This window comes from Pseudomonadota bacterium (assembly GCA_018823285.1).
Classification (GTDB): Bacteria; Desulfobacterota; Desulfobulbia; order Desulfobulbales; family JAGXFP01; genus JAHJIQ01.
Genome location: JAHJIQ010000028.1, coordinates 1 through 21,827 on the forward strand (window position 1 = coordinate 1; position 21,827 = coordinate 21,827).

Sequence of the window (21,827 nt, forward strand, 5' to 3'; positions counted from 1 at the left end):
ACCAGCTCCTTGTGGTATTCGTAGCGTTTCTCCTCGAACAGGCCCTGCCCGCCTTTGCGCAACGGGATCCTGATCTCCTGCCCGACCATGATCGCCTTGCCGTAGCGGAGACGGTTTTCCTTCCGGATCCTCCAGGTGGGAATGCCGAGCCAGTCCGCATAATGGCCGAGTGTTTCCTCGGCCTCGACCTTGATCACCCCGAACAGCCCGCCCTTATTCGAATACACCCTGGTGATCTGGAGCTGTCCGGTCACCACCTGGGGATTGATGTCGATCAGGAAAAGAGCGCCATCCTCATCCTGCACCGCAACTTCCGGAGTCCCGTTTTCTTCGGCCAGAAGCGGCGGCTGGATGGAATTGCCGTTGCCGGCGAAGAGAAACTCCTGGATCCCGAAAATGAGATCCTGTCCGCCGGCACTGTTGTCCCGCGCAACCCCTTCCCCTTCCCTGACCAGTTCCTCGGACTGCGGCGGATTGCCGGCAAGTTCAGGCCCCCGGGCAACTTCCTCCATATCCTCCATGGCGGCGGTGATGATCGGTCGGTCGGGTTCAGCTTCGACCTGATCCGGAACAGTTATTTCTTCCGCCGGCGGCAAGGCCACCATCGCGACTTCCGTCACCTCCGCCGACGGCTCGCCACTCTCGGCAGCAACCAGTGTTTTGTAGGATTTACTCAAAACGACCATCTCGGTGCCGAGAGTCGGCAGTCTCAGGTTCTGCCCGGCATAAATGGTTGCGCTTCGATTGAGCTGGTTGGCAAGAACCAGTTCCTGCAGGCTCACCCCATGCATCCTGGCAATCGAACTTGCGGTATCTCCGCGCCTGACCTCGTAGAACAGGCTCCGCTTCTGGGTTCCACTGAAAACATCTTCAGGCAGATCAGCAGCCAGCCGGACCAGGTCTGCCGAGTCGGACGGCAGGCGCAGAGAGTATCCCCGGGGGATATATTTCTGCCCTTCAAAAACCGGAGACCGGAGAGCCGGATTATATTTCCGGAGCAAACCCAGTTCAACCCCAAGATGCTCGGCGAGGGCCGCAGGATCGGCGTAACCATCCATTTTCACCTCTCTCGTCGGCCAGGGAGAGTCGAGGGGAAGATCCCCGAAATACTTCCGGTAATCCCGGGCAACTTCACGGGCCGCCAGAAATTCGGAATAGAAATTCTTTGACGCAAAACCAAAGCCGCGGCCGTCAAAATCACGAAAAACATCCTCATAGCCGCCATGCTTTTTCTGGGCCCTGGTCATCCCGCCGACGCCGTGATTGTATGCGGTAATGGCCAGAGGCCAGCTGCCGAGTTTACGATAATTGTCCTTCAGGAAACGGGCTGCCGCCCGGGAGGCGATGATCGGATCCCGCCGTTCATCGATGGTGTAATCAATCTTCATATACAGTTTTCCGGTGGAGCGGGTGAACTGCCAGATCCCGGCTGCCCCGAATTTGCTGTAGGCATTGACGTTGTATGATGATTCCACATGGGCGAGATAGGCCAGATCAGAGGGAACGCCCTCCTCCCTGAAGATCTTCTTGATCCTCTTGAGAAAAGCCCCCGATCGGATCACCCCGTTCCGGAACCGGTCTTTCTGACCCAGCTGGACCCTGATCGCATCGGCAGCATCCCGAAACCTCTCCCGGGTTGCATTGTCGCCGAAGAGATCCCGCACCCTCCGCTCTTCGGAGGTCGCGGGGGTGCCGCCCCTGGCCAGCTTCAGGAGAATTTGGCGCAGGTTTTTCCTGATCCGGTCGACCTTGCTGTTGTTCTTCTTGCGCGCCTTGTAGCTGTCGGGGTGATCGAGAGAAACAACCTCATACACAATCCCCGGATCATTCTTGTCATGGATGACCCCCTGGGAAAGATCATACCGGGAATAGATATTCTTCCAGAACTCCACATTGGGCGCTATTTCAGGGAACAGGGGAAAGATGTCCACAGACGCCCTGCAGATGGAGGGCAGTAGAGAAGACGCAAGAACGGCTGCGACAAAAGAGAGCGCAGCCGTACGGCAAAGCCATTGATGAATCCGTGAAAACATAATAACCAATACTAAATCATAACGCCCTTGACGTAAAGAACAGAGTGCTCATTCAGGTTCCTTCGTCAGGCCGCATCACCCAGGATCTCAACCTCTTCCCTGGTCAGGACATTGTCGATATCGAGCAGGATATTGACATCCCCCTTGACTTTGGCCATCCCGAGAATAAAAGCCGTATCAAGCGAAGTCCCGAATTGTGGCGGGGCCTCTATCTCATGTGCCGAGACGTTCAGGACCTCGGAAACAGAATCAACAACCACCCCCATCTGCAGGTGCCCCTTGCCCCGTTCTATCTCAACGACCACCACGCAGGTCCTGGCGGAATATTCGATTTCTTCCATCCCGAACCGCAACCGCAGGGAAATAATCGGGATCACCTTGTCACGAAGATTGATCACGCCCTTGGCATACTCGGGAATATTCGGCACCGCATGGATTTCGAGATTTCCGATGCCGATAATCTCCTTGACCTTGAGGATACTGATGCCATAAACTTCCGAACCGATATCAAAGGTCAGATATTTCCCCTCAAGACCCTTGCCGGCCACTTTCTCATTCTCTGCTGCTTTTTTGCCCATGGTCCGCTCCTCCTGGTGGATACCGCTGATCGTTCAATCTCTCCGTGACAATTCAGCCTGGTTACAAAAAAGATTATAGCAGGATCGGAAGTGCAAACTGCAAGAAGAAAATGAACGACGGCGGAAAAATGGGGAACGAATCAACTCTCCAGCTGAAGAGACGTTGGTGGTTTAACCATGAGGTGATCCAAATCAGGGCGTCTTTTATCGAGGTTGAAAGCCCCGTGCTGACGAGGAAATCATGCGGAGACTTCGTGTCTCATTTTCATTCTGCGTTTTCCGGCGAGGCAAACCCCGTCATTATTTCAACCCGGTCACGACCGTTCTTCTTCGCCTGGTAGAGGGCGCTGTCGACAGCCTGCAGAAAATCATCACCACTCTGACCCTTCCCGGGCACGATCGAACCCGCCCCCATACTGACCGTAATCCCTTTGATTTTCTCTGCATGCTCATCCCGAAAATCAATTGCGGCGATCCCTTTCCGGATGGCCTCGGCCACGAAAAGAACCCCCGCCTGATCGGTCTGAGGAAGAACCACCGCAAATTCTTCGCCTCCGTAACGGGCAACAAAATCGACCGGTCTTTTCAGCTGGGAAGATATTTTCCGGGCCACCTTCTTCAAACATTCGTCGCCGGTCTGATGCCCGTATTGATCGTTAAAAACCTTGAAGAAATCCACATCCAGAAGGATCAGTCCCATGTGGCACGATTCACGCCGGGCCCTGCCCCATTCCTTGCCGAACAGCTCATCGAAATACCGGCGGTTCCCGACCCCGGTCAGGCCGTCGATATAGGAAAGTCTCTTTAAAGTATTGTTGGCCCTGGTGAGCTGATCGGTCACCTCAAGCAGTTCCTTTTCCCGGGCCTTGCGCTCATCCATCTCATGCTTCAGTTTCAGGAAGGAACGGACTCTGGAGAGGAATTCGGTTTCGGCTGCCGGTTTGACGATATAATCCATGGCCCCGGCGGAAAAGGCCTCTTCAAGCACTTTCATTTCGGAAACCTTGGTGACCATCACCACCGGAACATCCGCGAAAAAATCGATACTCTTTATTTTCCTCAGCGCCTCGATCCCGCTCATGCCTGGCATGACGATATCGAGCAGGATGATGTCCACATCGAGGTATTTGTGGTCGGAGGAATCAAGACCCAGTAACTTGAAAGCCTCTTCGGCCGATCCGGCGAAATTGATATTCTGATATCCCTCACCGTGCAGGATTGAACCCAGCAGACCACGGATCGACTCGGAGTCATCGACGACCAGAATATTTTTTTCTTTTCGAACCATTGAGAGCTCTGTAATAGTAGACAGGAACCTGCCATGCGCTGCGGATGCTTTCCCCTTCGGCAGAATGACCATTGTACCGCGCGGCGCCAGCAGTGTCAATAAAGCAGGAAGTGCAGCAACAGGACGTGATTTTTTTTTTTACTTTTCTTCATTGCAAGGAAAACCATGAGTTATCAACCGATCATCGGATCCCTAGGTTATATCCTCTCCCCCGACCGTCGGCAGACCCTGCTTGTCCACCGGAACGCCCGCGCCGGTGATGATCACTTCAACAAGTACAACGGTCTGGGCGGCAAGATGATGCCGGGTGAAGATATCATGAGCTGTATGAAAAGAGAGATCAGGGAGGAAGCCGGGATCGAATGCCTGGAAACCACCCTTCGCGGCACCATAAACTGGACAGGTTTCGGGCCGTCCGGAGAAGACTGGCTGGGGTTTATATTCAGGATCGACAGCTTCAGCGGCTGTCCGCGCAGCAGCAACGAGGAGGGAACTCTCGGCTGGCACAATATTTCCGACCTAAAAAATCTGCCGATGTGGGAAGGCGACCGTTTTTTTCTGCCTCTGGTCTTCGACCATGACCCCCGGATCTTTCATGGCTATATGCCGTACCGTAAAGGCCGCCCGGTGGGCTGGGAATACCAGAGAGTGTAATCTGCGGAAGAAAAATGAATGGCCAATATCCAACACGGAATAATCAATCTTCAGCGGAATAAAACACCTGCTCGACAATACTCTCACAGATCTTTACCGAAGCGGAAAAAGGAAGCGGGGTATTCGGCCATATTTCGATGTGCCGGAAACCCCGGGATGAAGTCGATGCTTCTCTAAAAATATCCGAAGCCCCCGACCGGGGGCGTAAGATATTATCACCCGCAATCATCAGCGTCGTTGGCATCATAGGTGTTGGCGGCATTCCTGAAGAGATAGTCGTTGACCTTGATCAGATCTTCCTTGCTGATTCCATCCCAGGCGCCGCTCGCGGCACAGGCCGGATAACGGGTGGCAAAGACCCGGTTCCAGCCTTTCATGGTTTTTGATTCACTGTACAGAAACGGCGCTCCCTTGTCGTTTCCCTGAAAATGGCAGTTCTTGCATGACTGAGTAAATATTTTGCTTCCTTCACTCACCCAGCCGCTGTTGTAAAAATCAAGAAACCTGCAGGTCTGGGTCACCTCATCGTACCGCTCTTTCGGGGTTGCCATGGTGTTTCCAGGCAGACAAGAAAACACCATGGTGATCAGGGCAAAAAGGGAAAAGATCCTCAGCATCGTTGCACCTCCGTTACCTTTCGGTAAAGCGAAATTTGATGGACTCGTAAAAAGTCTGATCAGTCCGGATTGCCACCGCTGAATCAATGAGGAAACGGCGCTGTCCGGCCGCCTCGCGGCTTTTTACGAGACCGGCGAATTAGATCAGTATGAACACCCATGTACATTAATACATTCCCGCATGTATTACAATGTGGTATAAACACAATCTTTTAACTAATTAACTGTTTACTTTATTTTCAGTATACATCCATCCAACTCAGGCAGGCAACCACAGAGTATGTGACAACTTTACATTCCGGATATTTCAGGCTCCTGCACGGCAAAAAAATGCTCACCCACCACTATCTCTTTGATTTTGCTGTTTACCAATCACACGTAAACATTTATATAGAACCCTTCCAAACAAACTTAAACAACCCTCATAACATGCCAGACGATAAAGAGATCATTCACCCCCGGGAATCCAGCGATATCCACCGCCTTGAACACGACGGTCGAAAGATCGTCCTGATCGGTACCGCCCATGTTTCAAAAAATTCCGCCGATCTGGTCCGAAAAGTCATCGCCGAGGAGCGCCCCGACTCGGTCTGCGTCGAGCTTGACGAAAAAAGATTCGAGTCCCTCTCCAAGCGGAAGAGCTGGGTCAACCTGAACCTGAAAGAGATCATCTACCGCAAGCAGCTGAGTACCCTGCTGGCAAATCTGGTCCTGGCCGCCTACCAGAAAAAGCTCGGCGACCAGCTCGGAGTGACCCCCGGCACCGAACTTCTGGAAGCGTCCCGCTGTGCCGAAGAACTCAATATCCCGGTCCATCTCTGCGACCGCGATGTCCGAATCACCATGCGTCGGGCCTGGGCCTCCACCTCGCTTTTTAAAAAGAGCTACCTGCTGGCAAGTCTGGTCGCAAGCCTGTTCGACAACTCCCAGGAGCTCAGTGAAGAGAAGCTCGCCGAACTCCGCAGCTCCGATGTGATCACCGAGCTGATGCAGGAACTGGGCGAGGCGCTGCCCGAGCTGAAAAGGGTCCTGATCGACGAACGCGACACCTTTCTGGCCGAAAAGATCAAGGCCAGTCCGGGCAAACACCTTGTTGCCGTGGTCGGCGCCGGACATGTGGCGGGAATCAAACAATGCCTTGCCGAAGACCGCGCAGGACAACTGGAGGAGATCAACTCGATCCCGCCGGTTTCACCGGTCTGGAAAATCATCGGCTGGTCGATTCCGGCGGCGATCATCGGTTCTATAATCGCCATCGGCATGCGCAAGGGCGGCAGTGTTGCCGGCGCAAACATCCTCTACTGGATTCTGGCCAACGGTATTCCTTCGGCCGCAGGCGCAGCGATCGCTCTCGCCCACCCCTTCACCATCATCGGCGCCTTCGTTGCCGCGCCGATCACCAGTCTGACCCCGGTCATCGGCGCAGGGTACGTTACCGCCTTCCTGCAGGTTGTATTCCAGCCGCCGCTGGTCGGCGAATTTGAAACGGCCATGCAGGATATGGCATCCTTTACCGGCTGGTGGAAAAACCGGCTGCTGCGGGTCTTCCTCGCCTTTCTCCTCCCCGGTTTCGGCAGCTTCATCGGCACCTGGGTCGGCGGGTATGAAATTTTTTCAAACCTGGTCTGAAATCTCAAGAGCCGGATGTTACCGGCAATGGATCCAAAAATGGCAAAAAAGATGATCAAACAGTCCCCCCTCAATTCCCGGCAGAAAAAGGTTCTTCGCGGCCTCAGCCACCATCTGACCGTGAAGGCCATGCTCGGCCGTGAAGGGCTGACCGATCAGGTCGTCAAATCGGTCCTTGCGGTGCTTGCCGCCCATGAGCTGATCAAGGTCAAGGTTCAGGAGAACTTTCCCCACGACCGTAAAGAGGCCGCCGTGATGCTGGCCGATAAAACAGGGGCGGCGCTGGTCCAGCTGGTGGGCCGGATCATCACCCTCTACAAGGGGAATCGCGATCTCCCCGAGGACCAACGCATCCCCCTCCCCTGAAATGAAAGATGACATCTATCAGCATAACGGGGTGGATCGCGACTTCCGGTTCGACGACAAGGTCGCCGATGTCTTCGACGACATGCTTACCCGCTCCGTCCCCTGCTACCAGACGGTAATCACCATGATCACGAGCCTCTTAAACCGGGAACTTGCCCCGGGTGATACGGTTTACGACCTTGGTTCTTCAACCGGCAATACCCTGGCGGAACTTGCCCGAAACTGCGTTGTTCCCGACCTTCGCTTCATCGGCATCGACAGTTCGGAAGCCATGATCAGCAAGGCCCTCCACAAGGCCGAGATGTTTTCTCTGGAGAATCGCCTTACCTTCCGGAAAGGGGATATCATCGACCTTGAGATTGCCGATGGCGGCGCCATTATCCTGAACTATACCCTCCAGTTCATCCGACCGGTTCTGCGTGACCGGTTTGTGAAAAAGCTTTACGCCTCACTCCGGCCCGGCGGAATCCTCATTTTAAGTGAAAAAATTATTTCCGCGAGTCCTGAACTGAACCGGGCCTATATCGACTTCTATCTTGATTTCAAGCGCCGGAACGGTTACTCGGAAACAGAGATCGCCAGAAAAAGAGAGGCCCTGGAAAATGTCCTGATCCCGTTTTCCATTGAAGAGAACCGCGAGCTGCTCTCCCGGGCCGGCTTTAAAACCGTCGAAACCTTTTTCCAGTGGTTTAACTTTTCCTCCATGATCGCCATTAAGTCCAGCTGAGCCCCTAGTCATGCGCGATTATCTTGCCGCCCTTACCACCAGTCATCTCCCCGAGATCAGGAAACTTCTCGCCGACTACGACACAATCACCGCCTCCGCCAAGAAGGGAATCACCCGTTACCGGCGCCCGTTCGAATCGATCCAACACATCAGGGCCGAACACCTCGACCTCACCCGGGATACAGTGATCATAGGCAAAGAAGAAGAGCTTGACCAAGAGGACCGGGAAAAGGTCTATCAGGCCATGCGCGCTTTCATGCCCTGGCGCAAGGGCCCGTTTGAGGTGTTCGGCACCCAGATCGACGCCGAGTGGCGAAGCGGGCGAAAGTGGCAGAGAGTCGAACAGGTCCTGCCCGACCTTTCCGGGAAAATCATCGCCGATATCGGCTGCAACAACGGTTATTACATGTTCCGGATGGCCGCCCATGAGCCCCGACTGGTTCTCGGCTTTGAACCCCATCTGCAGCATCATTTTTCCTTCCGCACCCTGAACAGCCTGGCCCGACAGGGGAATCTCTACAGTGAAATGTTCGGGGTGGAAGAGATCGGCCTCTTCGACAACTGCTTCGACGTGGTTTTCATGATGGGCATTCTCTATCACCGGATCTCGCCGGTGGAGGTGTTGAAGGAAACCAGAAAGGCGCTCCGGCCCGGCGGCGCCCTGATCGTCGAATCGCAGGGGATCCCAGGCGATGACCCCGTTGCCCTGTTCCCGGAAACCACCTACGCCAAAGTTCCCGGCATCTATTTTGTCCCCACCGCCACTTGCCTTGCCAACTGGCTGAGCCGCGCCGGATATTCCGACGTGGAGATATTCTATACTCATCCCATGAACAGCTCCGAACAACGCCGCACCGACTGGATGACCTTTGAATCCTACAACGATTTTATCGACCCGCAGAACCCGTCTCAGACCATTGAAGGCTACCCCGCCCCATTGCGGATTTTCGTCAAAGCCGTCAATCACGGATGATCCGCAGAGGGTCAACCCGATCATCAAGAACTGATTGCATTAGGCCGGATAAAAATATATATTAAAAAATCTTCATGTTTTCACGAACATACTTGCTCACGGGGGAGCCATGAAATTCATCCACATTTTTGCGATGTTGCTTTTTCTCTTCCCGACTTACGGCCTTTGCGCAAATAACACCGACCGGCCGGCCCCACCGCCCGAACTCACCGAAATCGCCACCCATTTCAGTGATCTGGAAGAGTCCTTTGAGGCGAAAAACTGGAACGAAGCCCTTGAACATCTCAACAAGGCCAATTCGCTGATCGGGGTGATTCTCCCCAACCTGCGCCAGAACACCGACCGTAAAGATCTGAATACGTTCAGAATGAAATTTATGAACCTGAAAGAGAGTATCGAAGGCCGGCATTACGAACTTGCCGAAGAAGGCTATATCGATGCCCAGAAAGCATATTTCATCCTGACCGACTACTATGCGTTCAAGACCCCGTTTTTTCTCGGAATCACGGGAAAATACCTCGATGAGGCAGTCGAAGCCGCCGAGAAAAACGACTACAAAAATGTCGCCGCCGAGATGGTTGAGGTGAGCGAATTCATCGAATCATTTGACAAGCAGCTCGAATCACACGGTGTCAAGGGAGAGGATCTTGAAACCTTTATCCTGACCTGTTACCGCACCAGAAAAGCTGCCGAAAACGGTGAACAGAAAAAGATCGAAGAAGGCCTCGACACCCTCAAAGACCTTCACGCCGTTTTCATCAAATTATTTTAACAGGTCTCCCTCCGGCCATCCCGGCCGGACTCTCACGCGGGCTCTTCTCACCAGGAACGTTCTTCTTCGGCAACAGTGGTAAGATCATGAATGAACCAGCACCTTTTTCTTCCAGCAAAAAAACAGGTATGTGCATCTTTTAAACATTTGCCGTGACCCCCGGCCGGATCCTTACCAACAGGAACAATGATGATTGATTTTATTCTCCAACTCAATCCCGTCACCCAGGCTTTCCTGGCCACCCTGTTCACCTGGGGGGTCACCGCCGCCGGCGCCGCACTTGTTTTTTTCACCCGGGCGTTAAACAAAAAACTCATGGACGCCATGCTTGGCTTTGCGGCAGGGGTCATGATTGCCGCAAGCTTCTGGTCTCTCCTCGCTCCGGGTATCCAGATGGCGGAGCATCTGGGGCACATCCCGTGGCTGACCGCAGTCATCGGCTTTATGGGGGGCGGCATTTTCATGCGCCTTACCGACACCTTACTTCCCCACCTTCATCCGGGTCTGAGCATCGATAAAAAAGAGGGGATAAAAACCTCCTGGCAGCGCAGCACCCTGCTGGTGCTCGCCATCACCCTGCACAATATCCCCGAGGGCCTGGCGGTCGGGGTGGCTTTCGGTGCGGTTGCGGCCGACCTTCCCTCCGCAACCATCGGCGGGGCGATCGCTCTGGCAATCGGCATCGGCATCCAGAATTTTCCCGAAGGCACGGCGGTTTCGCTTCCCCTGCGAAGAGAAGGTCTGAGCAAATGGAAAAGCTTTCTCATGGGACAGGCTTCCGGGATCGTAGAACCGATTGCCGGGGTCCTCGGCGCGCTGTTTGTTCTCCGGATGCAGAACATTCTCCCCTACGCCCTCTGCTTTGCCGCCGGGGCAATGATTTTTGTCGTCGTTGAGGAGCTGATCCCTGAGTCACAACGAGATTATGCCCATATCGATCTGGTGACCATGGCAACCATGACTGGTTTCTCGGTGATGATGATTCTCGATGTGGCTCTCGGCTGATCAGCCCCACCACCTTTAGGGAACCAAAACTACCTCAGAACAGACACCGGCACACACGCCTGTCTGTAATTCACCCGCCGACAAAAGTGACTTCGCCACGAATCGCATTTTTCTCAAAAACCGGTTCGACCCCGTCCAGAAGCCCCTTGTCGGCAAGTCGTTTCAGATTGCTGTTCCCCTCCCCCCGAAACACGGACTGATCCGCCTCGGCAACAATCATTTTCCCGGTCGTCGGCCGTAAAGGGTCCTGCAGCAGTTTCACCACTCGGCGATAAAGGTTTCTTGATTGCACCAGTTCACCAAAGGCAGGATGATAGGGGCCTGCCAGAATCTCACCAGCCAGGGTGTCCGTAGCCTGCAATCCGGTCCTGACCACCCTGACCCCCCGGTGCCGGAATATCTCCTGCATCCGCCCACATAGAATAACCGCCCTTGCCAGTGAGAGCGGGCGGTAGGCAGCGGACCGGTATCGCTCCGCAAGCTCGCTGTCTTTTAATACTACCGCCGGGTAGATTCGCACCAGATCAGGAGCCAGAAAGGAGATCCGTTCCGCACTGCGCAGAGCGCCGGAGGTGGTCTGGCCGGGAAGCCCGGCCATGAGTTGGACCCCGACCTCAAGACCGGCCTCGCGGACACAACGGATCGCCTTTTCAGAATCGGCTCCGGTATGCCCCCGCCCCGATTCCGCCAGAACCCGGTCATCCATCGACTGGACACCAAGCTCAACAGTGCAGACCCCGCGCGCTTTAAGAAATGCCGCGATGCAGGAATCCATGGCATCAGGCCGGGTCGACAACCTGATCCCGGAAACCTCACCGTTTTCAAGAAAGGGACTTACCGCATCAAGAAGCTCGCGCTGCCGCTTTTCCGTCAAACCGGTAAAACTGCCGCCGTAGAACGCTACCACTACCTTGCCCCGCCCGGGATGCCTTGGCTGCTGCAATCGCCTTTTGATTTCAGTCGCAACCGCACTGCCGGAAACAGCCACGTCACCGGCGCCGGCAATCTTTCGCTGGTTGCAGAATACACAGCGATGCGGACAGCCCTGATGGGCTATGAAAAAGGGAATGATAAGAGGGGGGCGCATCGGAAGAATCTCTGATCAGGTTTCCGGAATCGGGATCTCGTCAATTTTCAGGATCGCCTCGGCGGCGGATTGCTGCTCAGCTTCCTTCTTGCTCCGGGCCTTGCCGGTGGCAAGAAGCACACCGCGAAACCTGACCGAGATCGTAAACATCTTGCAATGGTCAGGTCCATCCTCCTTTTCCAGAACATATTCCGGCGCTTCACCATACCGCTCCTGGGTAAGCTCCTGGAGACGGCTCTTGGCATCGGCCAAACCCATTCCTTTTTTCTGGGTTTCAACTCTGCCTGAAAAATGCTGCTCAATGATGATCGACACATCCGCAAAGCCGCCGTCATCGAAAATGGCACCGATGACTGCCTCGTAGGTGCTGGAGAGAATGGAGGGTTTCGTCCGGCCAGCAGAGGCGTCCTCACCCTTGCCGAGAAAGAGATACCTCCCAAGGTCGAGACTTTCTGCCAATTCGGCAAGATGACTCTCTTTGACCAGCATGGCCCGCAACCTGGTCATCTCGCCTTCCCGCATCACGGGATAGGCTCGGTAGAGGATCTGGCTGATCGCCAGGTCGAGCACCGCATCACCCAGGAATTCCAGCCTCTCGTTGTCATTTCCCTCCATGCCGGCCATTTCAAAGGAAAACGACCGGTGGACCAGAGCCAGTTGCAGGACCTGTCGATTTCTGAAAACATAGTCGAGTCTTTCTTCAAGTTCGGCAAGGAGGGTGTTGTTTTCCGTGGCAAGAGCTGCGAGTGAATCCATACGCTAAAGACCTTGATATTTCTTCTTGTCAAAAAGAACAATCTATGTTTAGAATTGGGCCGCATTCATCATTACGGCGGCGTAGCCAAGTGGCTAAGGCAGAGGTCTGCAAAACCTTTATTCATCGGTTCGACTCCGATCGCCGCCTCCAGAAATAACAAAAGGCTGGTCTTTCGACCAGCCTTTTTTTTTGCCTCACTGCAAACGAAAGATTGCAGCTTTCACCCTGCGGGCATAAGTCTCGATGTCTCGCAAGCTCGCTTATCGGTACGAGCAGGCAAGCTGCTCAACTTAAGCTTTAAAACCCCATCTCCTCCAGAATCTCATTCACTGCGGCTTGATCGAGCATCCCGCCTCCATCCTCCTCCTCGCCATCTTTGGCGGCGACCTTCTCCAGATACTTGTCAACATCCTCCTGAGCAAGAGCCTTGCTCTCCTCAATGGAAATGGCCGGTTTTTCCTCCTTGCGCTTCAACTGTGATCCGAAGGAGACCACAATCCCGAGCAGCTGGATCTGGAAATCGGTCAACAGCTTGATGATCTTCATGATCTGCTGCCCGGAAAGGTCCTGGAAACTCAACACCTCGGTAATCTTGGAGGAGTCCACCGTGATCCCGCTCACCAGGTTGAAGGCATCTTCTATCTGCCTGAATATTTCCTGCTGGTCCTCAAGGGTCATGACACTGCCGGAGCCGTTCGTCACCTTGAATTCACGCCTTGCTGTTTCAGCAAGCGCGTCAATCTTGGGGATCACCGAGTTGATAATCCCGGCGATCTCTTCGGCCCCTGGTGGTGAGACAACAGAGGAAGCTGAGATGCCGTCCCCTTCCGGAACATCCTCCTGAGGTTTGGCCAAGCCGATTTTTTCTTCCACGACAGGCATTTCCAAAGGCAGACTCTGGTCAAGAAAGATCGAGCCCTGATTTTTGTCCATATTTTTCATCAGGTTCTGGACACTTCGATCATTGCATGCTTCCGCAAGCGGCCCCAGAACGTCTGACAGAGGCACCACCAAAAAATTATCGGTGTCAGGCTCCATCCCCTTGACCCTGTCGCTGATCCGGTCGATGAATACATCGGTTCCAATGATCTGGGCCGCCTTTCCCCTGGCTTCAGTAATGTGTTCCTTGACCGTTTCATTGGTGCAAAGCTCATACATGGTCTGAAAAATCACATCGATATTAAAAAGGTATCTGGTCTTTTTCTCTGCTGCAGGTGGTGCGGGAGGCTCCGAGGCAGCGCCATTCAGAACGCCACCCCCCATTGATTCGGCAAGGACTTTCGCCCTTTCGAGCTCCTCCCTGATCCCGGCTATCTCGTCACCAATCGGATCAGCATTTTCAACAAGCGCCTCTTCATCTCCCTCGCTATAAGATGAGGCGAAGGCTTTGTGATCTTTCAGGGAGTGAAGCAGCTCCCGAACCCCGATGGTCTGATCCTGGACTTTTTCCACCTGATCGAGAATTTCCATGGTGGCATTCTCGGTCATGTTGACGATCTCTTTGAGCTTAGCTTTGGCGGCATCAATCTTTTCACCCGCCTCGTCAAGTTCCGCCCTCTTGCCTTTCCGATCTTCGGCAGGGATATCGGTCATGGTGCTGCTCAAACTCTTCGCCAACATTCCGATATCATTATAGATATCGTTCGACATCTTCTTGTAGTAGTCGTCGCCGGCAACCGCACTCCGGGTCTCAGGGAAAGGCATTCCCCGTTCCACCTCGACGATCTTTTCCACAACACTGGTCACCTTGCCGGCCCCGTCGCCGAGAACGGTGATATTGAGAATTGCCTCGTCAGTCGGGATCCGGAAAGTGCCGTTGCAGATTTCCAGGTTAATTTCCGGTTTGTTCGATGCCATTGCCTGCTCCTGTTTTTTTTATACTTTCAATCGAGATATCTGACCCTGTTAGAAAAAATGGTCCTAGAAAATCCGGCCGACAAAACAGATTCCTACTTCCTGCTCGTGATCTGCAGAATCAACTTCTCCACACCACATGACCCGGCCCAGAACCTTCAGCTTTCCGTGATCGGCCTGATTTCCCGTAGGGATCCATTCTTCTCCATCGACCTTCCATCCTGAAAACTCCAATAAAATCAGGAGCTGCTCATTTTTATTGAGGGTACCGACTGTCGTAAACCTCAATCCGCCGGCGCCGATATCACAAACTCGGCCCACCCTGTCGAGTTCACCGACAGGAAGCAGATCAGGCGACAACACCTTGAAGCGCATGGAAAAGCTCTTGTCCAGACGATCGAATCGCCTCTTCTCTTCAAAAGACCCATTGCCTTTTGCTTCTGTCTTCACCATCTCACTCCTTGTGTCAAAAACATGACAACGTCAACCCGGACCATAAATATTTCCGTTAACAATCCCTTCACATCCGGGGCTCCGTAACAACTCCGGCACCACATACATGATATGCTATCACAACTTGCAATTGAAATTACAGCCAGATATTTACTGTTTTTGATTTTTTATCCGTTCCGAATGGTGAGGCAGGACAGGTCGTTACAAAAAAACAGGGCGAAAGACGCACTGAAAAGTGCTGCCGAATCAAATCCCCTTGTGAAGGTCATCTGGTTGTAGGCCTGGATTCTTCCTTCAATCTTCAGGAGTGATTTCTAGCAGGAGTGCACTGGTTCCGAATCCTTGATTCATGCGATCAGGAGAGTAAATGCCGTTTATTTCAGAAAGGGGAGAAGTTCCTTGAACTGGGGGGTCCCGGCCTTATGGAGCAACTCATAAATAATCATTTCGGTATTGGCCACCGTGGCGCCCATCTCGGCTATCCTCGCCAGCCCTGTCTGCCGGTTTGCTTCGGTGCGGGAGGACACCGCATCCGCCGGAACCCAGACCTTATAGCCATCCGCAAGCGCCCCCTGCACCGTCTGATAAACACAGATGTGGGTCTCGACACCGCAGATCAACAGCGTGTTGATCTCTCCGCCAAGACCCTTGACCGCCGCTCTGATTGAATCGTTTGCGAAGCAGTTGAACTCCATCTTGTCGAGGGGAACAACGTTGTTGAAATCGGCCGTCACTTCCGGGACCAGTTCCCCGATCCTGGCCGCATACTGGGTTGTGGCAACCACCGGGATACCGAGAACATTGGCCGCCTTGACCAGCAGGGAAGCGTTTACGGCAACCCGTTCCTTGTCGTTGATGACCCGCATCAGACGCTCCTGGATATCAACCACCATCAGGGCACATTTTTCCGGTCGCAAGGGAGTGAGATCAACCATTTTTTTCCTCGGTACTGTTTCCTGTCTTTGAATTCTTGAATAATACTATATATTCCATTGGGTACCATTCCCGGAAAACAGAATAACTTGATTGATTTTCCGGAACAATAAATTATCGGACCGAAAGATATTTTTTTGATGCGGTTTTCATTATCATACCAGCAGGACATCGACCAATGCTCATTCGCGACATACTCAAAAACAAACCGGCAGGCAGCTCTCTGGAGGTCAGAGGCTGGGTCAGGACCAGAAGAGACACCAGGGGCCTCTCGTTCATTGAGGTCAATGACGGCTCCTGCCTCGGAAATCTGCAGATTATTGCAAGCGAGGAGCATCTCGCCGATTACGGAAACACCATCAAACATATCACCACCGGCTGTTCCGTGATGTTCTCGGGGCTTCTTGCCGAATCACCGGCCAAAGGCCAGGATGTGGAACTGCGCGCGACCCGTTGCGAAATCATCGGCCCGGCGCCCGCCGACTCTTACCCCCTGCAGAAAAAACGTCATTCCTTTGAATTTTTAAGAGAAATCGCCCATCTCCGTCCACGGACCAACAGCATCGGTGCCGTAATGCGCATCCGCAGCCGCCTGTCCCATGCGGTGCATAATTTCTTTGCCGACCAGGGTTTCTTCCAGATCCACACCCCGATTATCACCACCAGCGACTGCGAGGGAGCGGGAGAGATGTTTACCGTCACCACCCTTGAGCCGGGACGGACTGCGAACACCACCGCCCCATACGGAGATGATTTTTTCGGCAGACAGGCCGGGCTGACCGTCAGCGGCCAGCTGGAAGCGGAAGCCTACGCCATGGCCCTGGGCCGGGTCTACACCTTCGGACCGACCTTCCGGGCCGAAAACTCCAACACCAGCCGGCATCTCGCCGAGTTCTGGATGATCGAACCGGAGATCGCCTTCTGCGACCTAGAAGGAGACATGGAGCTTGCCGAAAAATTCCTCAAGCACCTGATCAGGGAGATCACTTCATCCTGCCCCGAGGATCTGGAGCTGTTCACCAGATTTGTCGATGTCAATCTTGAGGCGCGACTTGCCTCGGTGATGGACCATGATTTCGCCAGGGTCACCTACACCGAGGCCGTTAAAATCCTGGAAGAGTGCGGCCGCGAATTCACTTTTCCGGTCAGCTGGGGGAATGATCTGCAATCCGAACACGAACGGTTTCTGACCGAAGAGGTCTTCAAAAAACCGCTGATCGTCACCGGTTACCCGGCCGCCATCAAACCGTTTTACATGCGGGTCAACGACGACGGCAGAACCGTTGCCGCCATGGACATTCTTTTTCCGGAAATCGGTGAGATTATCGGCGGCAGCCAGCGTGAAGAGCGGTTTGAAGTGCTGCAGGCAAGAATGACCGCCCAGGGAATCGACACCGCAGCATACAACTGGTATCTGGATTTGAGGAGATATGGTTCCGCCCCCCATGCAGGTTTCGGAGCGGGATTTGAGAGAATTGTGCAATTTGTTACCGGGATGACCAACATCAGGGACGTGATCCCATTTCCAAGAACCCCGGGCAATGCCGACTACTAGGAAAACAGACTACACCATCAGGTAAAAACCCATGGCCTTGTCATGGACGGAAGTTTCGGTAAACTCGCAACCGATATAATTATTGTTGACCAGCCGGACCACAACCTTTTTGTCGATCAGTGAGTTGTGCTTGTCGTCGAGGTTGAAGACGATCTGGAGTTCATGCCCTTCCCGGATTTTACCGACCCCCATAGTTTGAAAACCGATTCCGGTTTTGGAGATGTTGACGACCAGCATCCTGCCCCTGACGCCGGGATTGGCCAGATAAATATACTCTCCGGCGAGTTTGATGTCTTTCCGGTATGCCTTGCGAAACTCAAGTTCCACCATGAAGTTCTGCTTGCAGGTACACTTGACTTTCAGAATATGCCTGGAGCCCTTGAACTTTTCCACAGTGGTCGTTTTGACCGCATCACAGAAAGGGCATTTCAATACGGCGACGCCTTCCTGATTGACATATACTTTCTGGGTATCCTTTGAGTCGGCCATACAATTCTTCTCCTGCAAACCATCTCAGGGTTCCTGACGATTCTTCTGATTGTCCCAATCCACTCTCAATGAAGCTAACTACTTTATTTAACTAAATAATCGTATTTATCAACTTCTTTCTCTTCTCTCTTCGGAAAAGAGCGGGGATCAGGCTTCAATCGACCAGGCCTGGCAATATCCTCCCGACCAGCGCCTTGAGACGGGAATCTCTCCCCTGCAGAAATTCCAGATCCGCAGCCGCGGCCAGCTCCGGCCGGTGAAGAAGCAGCAGCCTGACCGCCTGCTCCGCGCACTTGCCGGTAAGATTACCGCAAAAAGAGCTCCTCTCCTTCCTGTTTTTCCTGAAATCCGCAATCAGCTCCCGGCAATGAACCGTGCCGGCGGTTTCCTTGAAATCGGTAAGGAATTTTCCGATGAGGGCCCGGAATTTCTTCCTGCCGAGTCCTCCATCACAGCCCGGTCCGAGATACAGGCCAATGCCCAGCACAACCCCGGACAGGGCGCCGCAGGTGGAACCCATGTCCCCTACTCCACCCCCGAATCCGCTCCCGAGATTGATCACGGTTTCAGTTGATAATTTTCCACCGAACCCGTGATTCAGAACAAGCAGGTTGGCTTCGGAACAGCTTAAACCATGGGCAGAAAAAAGATTCTCCGCCCGTAACCCGGCAAGCCTCGCAATTTCTTCACTGGAGAGCACCTCCCCGGTTGATTCGTTAGCTGACTGTTTTTTTTTAAATCCAAACATCCCGACTCTCATGCACCCTCTTTACTGAACTCCAGGCCTTCACCCTTCCGGTCAACCGTGATCACATCTCCCGGGGCAAATCGCCCCTCGAGAATCCGCAGGGCGAGATGGTCCTGCAGATATCGCTGGATCGCCCTTTTCAGGGGTCGAGCCCCGAAGGCGGGATCATAACCGACCTCAATCAGGAAGTCACGGGCGGCAGGCGTAAGATTCAGGGAAAATTTCTGCCCTGCCAGCCGTTTCTTGAGGGTCTCAAGCTGGATATCGACTATCCTGGCCAGTTCCTCCTTGCCGAGACTGTGAAAGATGATCGTTTCGTCCACCCGGTTCAGGAACTCCGGCTTGAAATGTTGCTGGAGAATCTGGTCCACCATCGTTCTGGCCTCACCCCTTCTCTCTTCGCCAAGTTCCATGATCATCTGGCTGCCGAGATTCGAGGTCATGATCAGGATGGTATTCTTGAAATCAACCGTCCGCCCCTGGCCGTCGGTGAGCCGCCCGTCGTCAAGAATCTGCAGCAGGGCGTTGAACACATCGGGGTGCGCTTTTTCGATCTCGTCGAACAGCACCACCGAGTATGGCCGGCGGCGGACCGCTTCGGTAAGATAGCCGCCTTCATCATATCCCACATACCCGGGAGGAGCGCCGATCAGCCTGGAAACGGAATGCTTTTCCATGAATTCCGACATGTCGAGCCGGATCATCGCGTTCTCGGAATTAAAGAGAAAGGCCGCAAGAGTCCGGGCGAGCTCGGTCTTGCCGACCCCGGTCGGACCAAGAAAGAGAAATGAGCCCAGGGGCCGATCCGGGTCCTGGAGGCCCGCCCTGGCCCTTCTGACCGCATTGGCTACCGACTTTATCGCCTCCTGCTGACCGACAACCCTTCTGCCCAGACGTTCCTCGGCGCTGACCAGCCGTTCCTTCTCGCCGGCCAGCAGGTTGTCCATGGGAATCCCGGTCCATTTCGCGACCACCCCGGCCACATCTTCTTCGCTGACCTCTTCCTTCAGCATCTGCCGGTCTTTCTGAATCCCTGCCAGCTGTTCGCTCTTGCCGGCCAGGTCTCTTTCCAGGGCAGGAATCCGGCTGTGAGCAAGCTCCCCGGCCTTGCCGAGATCGCCCCGCCGGAGAGCAAGCTGCTCCTCGCTCCGCAGTTCATCGATCTGCTGCTTGATCGCCCGAATCTGCTGGATGGAATCCTTCTCCAGCTGCCAGTGACCTTTCATGCTGTTCAGGTTCTCATTGATGTCGGCGAGCTCTTTTTCAACCTTGGCCAGCCGCTCCCGGGAAAGGGCGTCCTTTTCCTTCTTCAGGGCCGCTCTTTCGATTTCGAGCTTGATCCGCTGGCGATCGATCTCATCGATTTCGGTCGGCATGCTGTCGATCTCGATCCTGAGCCGGGAGGCCGCTTCATCGATCAGGTCGATCGCCTTGTCGGGCAGAAACCGGTCGGTGATATACCGATCGGAAAGAGTGGCGGCGGCAACTGTGGCCGAATCCTGGATCCGCACCCCGTGATGCACCTCATACTTCTCCTTGATCCCCCGCAGAATGGCAATGGTATCCTCCACGGTCGGCTCCTGGACCAGCACCTGCTGGAAACGCCTTTCCAGAGCCGAGTCTTTTTCTATATACTTCCGATACTCATTGAGAGTCGTCGCGCCGACACAGTGCAGTTCACCGCGGGCGAGGGCAGGCTTCAACATATTTGAGGCATCCATGCTCCCCTCGGCCGCACCGGCGCCGACCAGAGTATGGATCTCATCAATGAACAGAATGATCTCTCCTTCTCTTGCCTGGACCTCCTTCAGGACCGCCTTGAGCCGGTCTTCAAACTCACCCCGGTATTTTGCCCCCGCAATGAGCGAACCCATGTCCAGGGCATAGACCTGCTTATTCCGGAGTGATTCCGGGATATCACCGTTGACGATCCGCTGGGCGAGACCTTCCACAATGGCGGTCTTCCCTACTCCGGGCTCCCCGATCAGGACCGGGTTGTTCTTGGTCCGGCGGGACAGAACCTGAATTACCCTGCGAACCTCATCGTCCCGGCCGATCACCGGATCAAGCTTGCCCTGCCGGGCCACGTTGGTCAGGTTTCTCGCGTATTTCTCCAGGGCCTGGATCTTTCCTTCCGGATCCTGGTCGCTGATCCGGTGACTGCCCCTGATCTCGGCCAGCGCCTTCAGAAAAGTCTTCTGCTCAAGACCCAGCCGCTTGAAAAGCTCGTGAACCCGGGCATCTTTTGCTTCAAGCATCGCCAGAAATATATGCTCCAGACTGACATACTCATCCTGCATCGATGAGGCAACCCGGAAAGAGCCCTCAAGGATTTTCTGGGACTGACCGGAAAGGACAACCTGGCCGAAGCCGCTGCCGCTGACTGCGGGTAGCCTCGCGAGCAATTCCGCAGTGCCGCGGATGATTTCTCCCGGATCAACGCCGATCTTCTGCAGGATGGGCACGATAATCGCGTCGGGTTCGACCAGCATTTTGGTCAGAAGATGCTCGGGATGAATCTCCTGGTGCCCTTTCTCATAGGCAAGGTTCTGGGCGTTCTGGATGACCGCCTGGGATTTATGGGTAAATTTGTCGAGCTGCACGTTTATTCCCTCCATGCAAAAGGTATCTTTTTCGGGATATTTTACAGATAAACCGTATCTCGCGGCCTCTCCCTCTGAAAACTCGCAACAAAAAAGTAAGCCGGCCCCCTTATACTGTCAAGTAACCAGGAATTATATGCCTTCATCCCATCCCCCCGCCAAAAAAAACAGAATCAACAACTGCGGGCTATTTTTTTGTACCACTCCGTGGTATTTTATGTTATTTTTGTAAAATGTGACGAGTAAATGTTAGAAAATGACCGGGGAGAAATCAGTGGACAGCAAGGAATTCCTAAAAGCTCGCAAAGCTCTGGACAAAACGCAGAAACAACTGGCGGAACTGCTGGGCATCTCGATCAAGGCTGTCCACAGCTACGAACAGGGGTGGCGTAAAATTCCGGCCCATGTCGAAAGGCAGGTTTTTTTCCTGCTCTCCAGAACCCGGGAAAACGAATCCAACCTCAAGCCCTGCTGGACGATTAAAAAGTGTCCCCCGCAACGTCGCAAACATTGTCCTGCATGGGAGTTCCAGGCCGGCAAACTCTGCTGGTTCATCAACGGCACCATCTGTGAATGTCAGTCCCGAAAGAACTGGCAGGAAAAGATGAAGATCTGCCGATCCTGCGAAGTGCTTTCCGACTTGCTCTAACCCCCCCTTTTTTTATACAACAGAGATCAGGACACTTCGGTCCCGGAAAAGACCCTG

General features: G+C 54.0%; 21 protein-coding genes and 1 tRNA gene. 10 read left to right on the forward strand and 12 right to left on the reverse strand.

Annotation, left to right across the window (positions count from 1 at the left end):
• The 3 genes from KKG35_07565 to KKG35_07575 form a co-directional block, all read right to left on the reverse strand.
• Nucleotides 1–1,931 (reverse strand): transglycosylase SLT domain-containing protein (locus tag KKG35_07565; GenBank protein MBU1737987.1); only part of this gene is annotated, 1,931 nt, incomplete at its 3' end.
• 167 nt (nt 1,932–2,098) lie between these two features.
• Complete coding sequence (locus tag KKG35_07570) at nt 2,099–2,611, reverse strand: chemotaxis protein CheW (GenBank protein MBU1737988.1); 513 nt, start codon at nt 2,609–2,611, stop codon at nt 2,099–2,101.
• 265 nt (nt 2,612–2,876) lie between these two features.
• Complete coding sequence (locus KKG35_07575; protein ID MBU1737989.1) at nt 2,877–3,899, reverse strand: diguanylate cyclase; 1,023 nt, start codon at nt 3,897–3,899, stop codon at nt 2,877–2,879.
• 165 nt (nt 3,900–4,064) lie between these two features.
• On the opposite strand from KKG35_07575, the gene KKG35_07580 reads away from it, so the two are divergent.
• The gene (locus KKG35_07580; protein ID MBU1737990.1) at nt 4,065–4,553 is read left to right on the forward strand and encodes an 8-oxo-dGTP diphosphatase; all 489 of its coding nucleotides are present in this window, start codon (nt 4,065–4,067) and stop codon (nt 4,551–4,553) included.
• 215 nt (nt 4,554–4,768) lie between these two features.
• Here KKG35_07580 and KKG35_07585 read toward each other — a convergent pair whose 3' ends face one another.
• Entirely contained in the window at nt 4,769–5,170 is a 402-nt protein-coding gene (locus tag KKG35_07585) for a cytochrome c (GenBank protein ID MBU1737991.1), read from the reverse strand.
• A 429-nt stretch (nt 5,171–5,599) separates the two neighbouring features.
• Between KKG35_07585 and KKG35_07590 the strand changes: the two genes are divergently transcribed.
• The 6 genes from KKG35_07590 (at nt 5,600) to KKG35_07615 (ending at nt 10,642) form a co-directional block, all read left to right on the forward strand.
• Complete coding sequence (locus KKG35_07590) at nt 5,600–6,799, forward strand: TraB/GumN family protein (GenBank protein MBU1737992.1); 1,200 nt, start codon at nt 5,600–5,602, stop codon at nt 6,797–6,799.
• A 39-nt stretch (nt 6,800–6,838) separates the two neighbouring features.
• Nucleotides 6,839–7,165, forward strand: coding sequence for a YhbY family RNA-binding protein (locus KKG35_07595; GenBank protein MBU1737993.1), 327 nt, complete (start codon nt 6,839–6,841; stop codon nt 7,163–7,165).
• Nucleotide 7,166: 1 nt separating this feature from the next.
• A complete protein-coding gene (gene cmoA, locus KKG35_07600) occupies nt 7,167–7,892 on the forward strand; it encodes a carboxy-S-adenosyl-L-methionine synthase CmoA (protein MBU1737994.1) in 726 nt (241 codons plus the stop codon).
• Nucleotides 7,893–7,902: 10 nt separating this feature from the next.
• Complete coding sequence (gene cmoB / locus KKG35_07605) at nt 7,903–8,865, forward strand: tRNA 5-methoxyuridine(34)/uridine 5-oxyacetic acid(34) synthase CmoB (GenBank protein MBU1737995.1); 963 nt, start codon at nt 7,903–7,905, stop codon at nt 8,863–8,865.
• Nucleotides 8,866–8,974: 109 nt separating this feature from the next.
• Complete coding sequence (locus tag KKG35_07610) at nt 8,975–9,637, forward strand: hypothetical protein (protein MBU1737996.1); 663 nt, start codon at nt 8,975–8,977, stop codon at nt 9,635–9,637.
• Nucleotides 9,638–9,826: 189 nt separating this feature from the next.
• Complete coding sequence (locus tag KKG35_07615; GenBank protein MBU1737997.1) at nt 9,827–10,642, forward strand: ZIP family metal transporter; 816 nt, start codon at nt 9,827–9,829, stop codon at nt 10,640–10,642.
• Between the two features lie 70 nt (nt 10,643–10,712).
• On the opposite strand, the gene KKG35_07620 is transcribed toward KKG35_07615, so the two are convergent.
• Both KKG35_07620 and rnc read right to left on the reverse strand, forming a co-directional pair.
• On the reverse strand, nt 10,713–11,729 hold the full coding sequence (locus KKG35_07620; protein MBU1737998.1) for a radical SAM protein: 1,017 nt from the start codon (nt 11,727–11,729) through the stop codon (nt 10,713–10,715).
• Nucleotides 11,730–11,744: 15 nt separating this feature from the next.
• Nucleotides 11,745–12,485, reverse strand: coding sequence for a ribonuclease III (gene rnc, locus KKG35_07625; protein ID MBU1737999.1), 741 nt, complete (start codon nt 12,483–12,485; stop codon nt 11,745–11,747).
• 75 nt (nt 12,486–12,560) lie between these two features.
• Between rnc and KKG35_07630 the strand changes: the two genes are divergently transcribed.
• A tRNA-Cys gene (locus tag KKG35_07630) sits at nt 12,561–12,636 on the forward strand.
• A 147-nt stretch (nt 12,637–12,783) separates the two neighbouring features.
• Here KKG35_07630 and KKG35_07635 read toward each other — a convergent pair.
• From KKG35_07635 to KKG35_07645, 3 genes are all read right to left on the reverse strand, one after another.
• Nucleotides 12,784–14,343 (reverse strand): protein phosphatase CheZ, encoded by a 1,560-nt coding sequence (locus KKG35_07635; protein MBU1738000.1) that lies wholly within the window; start codon nt 14,341–14,343, stop codon nt 12,784–12,786.
• Between the two features lie 63 nt (nt 14,344–14,406).
• A complete protein-coding gene (locus KKG35_07640; protein MBU1738001.1) occupies nt 14,407–14,793 on the reverse strand; it encodes a PilZ domain-containing protein in 387 nt (128 codons plus the stop codon).
• A gap of 374 nt (nt 14,794–15,167) precedes the next feature.
• Nucleotides 15,168–15,728: an isochorismatase family protein gene (locus KKG35_07645; GenBank protein ID MBU1738002.1), complete on the reverse strand. Its 561-nt coding sequence runs from the start codon at nt 15,726–15,728 to the stop codon at nt 15,168–15,170.
• A gap of 176 nt (nt 15,729–15,904) precedes the next feature.
• Between KKG35_07645 and asnS the strand changes: the two genes are divergently transcribed.
• On the forward strand, nt 15,905–17,281 hold the full coding sequence (asnS, locus tag KKG35_07650; protein MBU1738003.1) for an asparagine--tRNA ligase: 1,377 nt from the start codon (nt 15,905–15,907) through the stop codon (nt 17,279–17,281).
• 9 nt (nt 17,282–17,290) lie between these two features.
• Here the strand turns inward: asnS and KKG35_07655 are convergent, their stop codons facing one another.
• From KKG35_07655 to clpB, 3 genes are all read right to left on the reverse strand, one after another.
• Nucleotides 17,291–17,770, reverse strand: a complete 480-nt coding sequence (locus KKG35_07655; protein MBU1738004.1) for a PilZ domain-containing protein — start codon at nt 17,768–17,770, stop codon at nt 17,291–17,293.
• 154 nt (nt 17,771–17,924) lie between these two features.
• Entirely contained in the window at nt 17,925–18,518 is a 594-nt protein-coding gene (locus tag KKG35_07660; protein MBU1738005.1) for a C-GCAxxG-C-C family protein, read from the reverse strand.
• 8 nt (nt 18,519–18,526) lie between these two features.
• The gene (gene clpB, locus KKG35_07665) at nt 18,527–21,121 is read right to left on the reverse strand and encodes an ATP-dependent chaperone ClpB (GenBank protein ID MBU1738006.1); all 2,595 of its coding nucleotides are present in this window, start codon (nt 21,119–21,121) and stop codon (nt 18,527–18,529) included.
• Between the two features lie 274 nt (nt 21,122–21,395).
• Between clpB and KKG35_07670 the strand changes: the two genes are divergently transcribed.
• Nucleotides 21,396–21,770, forward strand: a complete 375-nt coding sequence (locus KKG35_07670; protein MBU1738007.1) for a helix-turn-helix transcriptional regulator — start codon at nt 21,396–21,398, stop codon at nt 21,768–21,770.
• The last annotated feature ends 57 nt before the right edge of the window (nt 21,771–21,827 follow it).

Bases quoted from the DNA above. Each gene is read 5' to 3' on its own strand.
- KKG35_07645 (MBU1738002.1), bottom strand. From the start codon at position 15,728: ATGGTTGATCTCACTCCCTTGCGACCGGAAAAATGTGCCCTGATGGTG.
- asnS (MBU1738003.1), top strand. From the start codon at position 15,905: ATGCTCATTCGCGACATACTCAAAAACAAACCGGCAGGCAGCTCTCTG.
- rnc (MBU1737999.1), bottom strand. From the start codon at position 12,485: ATGGATTCACTCGCAGCTCTTGCCACGGAAAACAACACCCTCCTTGCC.
- KKG35_07575 (MBU1737989.1), bottom strand. From the start codon at position 3,899: ATGGTTCGAAAAGAAAAAAATATTCTGGTCGTCGATGACTCCGAGTCG.
- KKG35_07635 (MBU1738000.1), bottom strand. From the start codon at position 14,343: ATGGCATCGAACAAACCGGAAATTAACCTGGAAATCTGCAACGGCACT.
- KKG35_07640 (MBU1738001.1), bottom strand. From the start codon at position 14,793: ATGGTGAAGACAGAAGCAAAAGGCAATGGGTCTTTTGAAGAGAAGAGG.
- KKG35_07585 (MBU1737991.1), bottom strand. From the start codon at position 5,170: ATGCTGAGGATCTTTTCCCTTTTTGCCCTGATCACCATGGTGTTTTCT.
- KKG35_07570 (MBU1737988.1), bottom strand. From the start codon at position 2,611: ATGGGCAAAAAAGCAGCAGAGAATGAGAAAGTGGCCGGCAAGGGTCTT.
- KKG35_07580 (MBU1737990.1), top strand. From the start codon at position 4,065: ATGAGTTATCAACCGATCATCGGATCCCTAGGTTATATCCTCTCCCCC.
- KKG35_07615 (MBU1737997.1), top strand. From the start codon at position 9,827: ATGATTGATTTTATTCTCCAACTCAATCCCGTCACCCAGGCTTTCCTG.
- KKG35_07660 (MBU1738005.1), bottom strand. From the start codon at position 18,518: ATGTTTGGATTTAAAAAAAAACAGTCAGCTAACGAATCAACCGGGGAG.
- KKG35_07620 (MBU1737998.1), bottom strand. From the start codon at position 11,729: ATGCGCCCCCCTCTTATCATTCCCTTTTTCATAGCCCATCAGGGCTGT.
- KKG35_07610 (MBU1737996.1), top strand. From the start codon at position 8,975: ATGAAATTCATCCACATTTTTGCGATGTTGCTTTTTCTCTTCCCGACT.
- KKG35_07595 (MBU1737993.1), top strand. From the start codon at position 6,839: ATGGCAAAAAAGATGATCAAACAGTCCCCCCTCAATTCCCGGCAGAAA.
- cmoA (MBU1737994.1), top strand. From the start codon at position 7,167: ATGAAAGATGACATCTATCAGCATAACGGGGTGGATCGCGACTTCCGG.
- KKG35_07590 (MBU1737992.1), top strand. From the start codon at position 5,600: ATGCCAGACGATAAAGAGATCATTCACCCCCGGGAATCCAGCGATATC.
- KKG35_07655 (MBU1738004.1), bottom strand. From the start codon at position 17,770: ATGGCCGACTCAAAGGATACCCAGAAAGTATATGTCAATCAGGAAGGC.
- cmoB (MBU1737995.1), top strand. From the start codon at position 7,903: ATGCGCGATTATCTTGCCGCCCTTACCACCAGTCATCTCCCCGAGATC.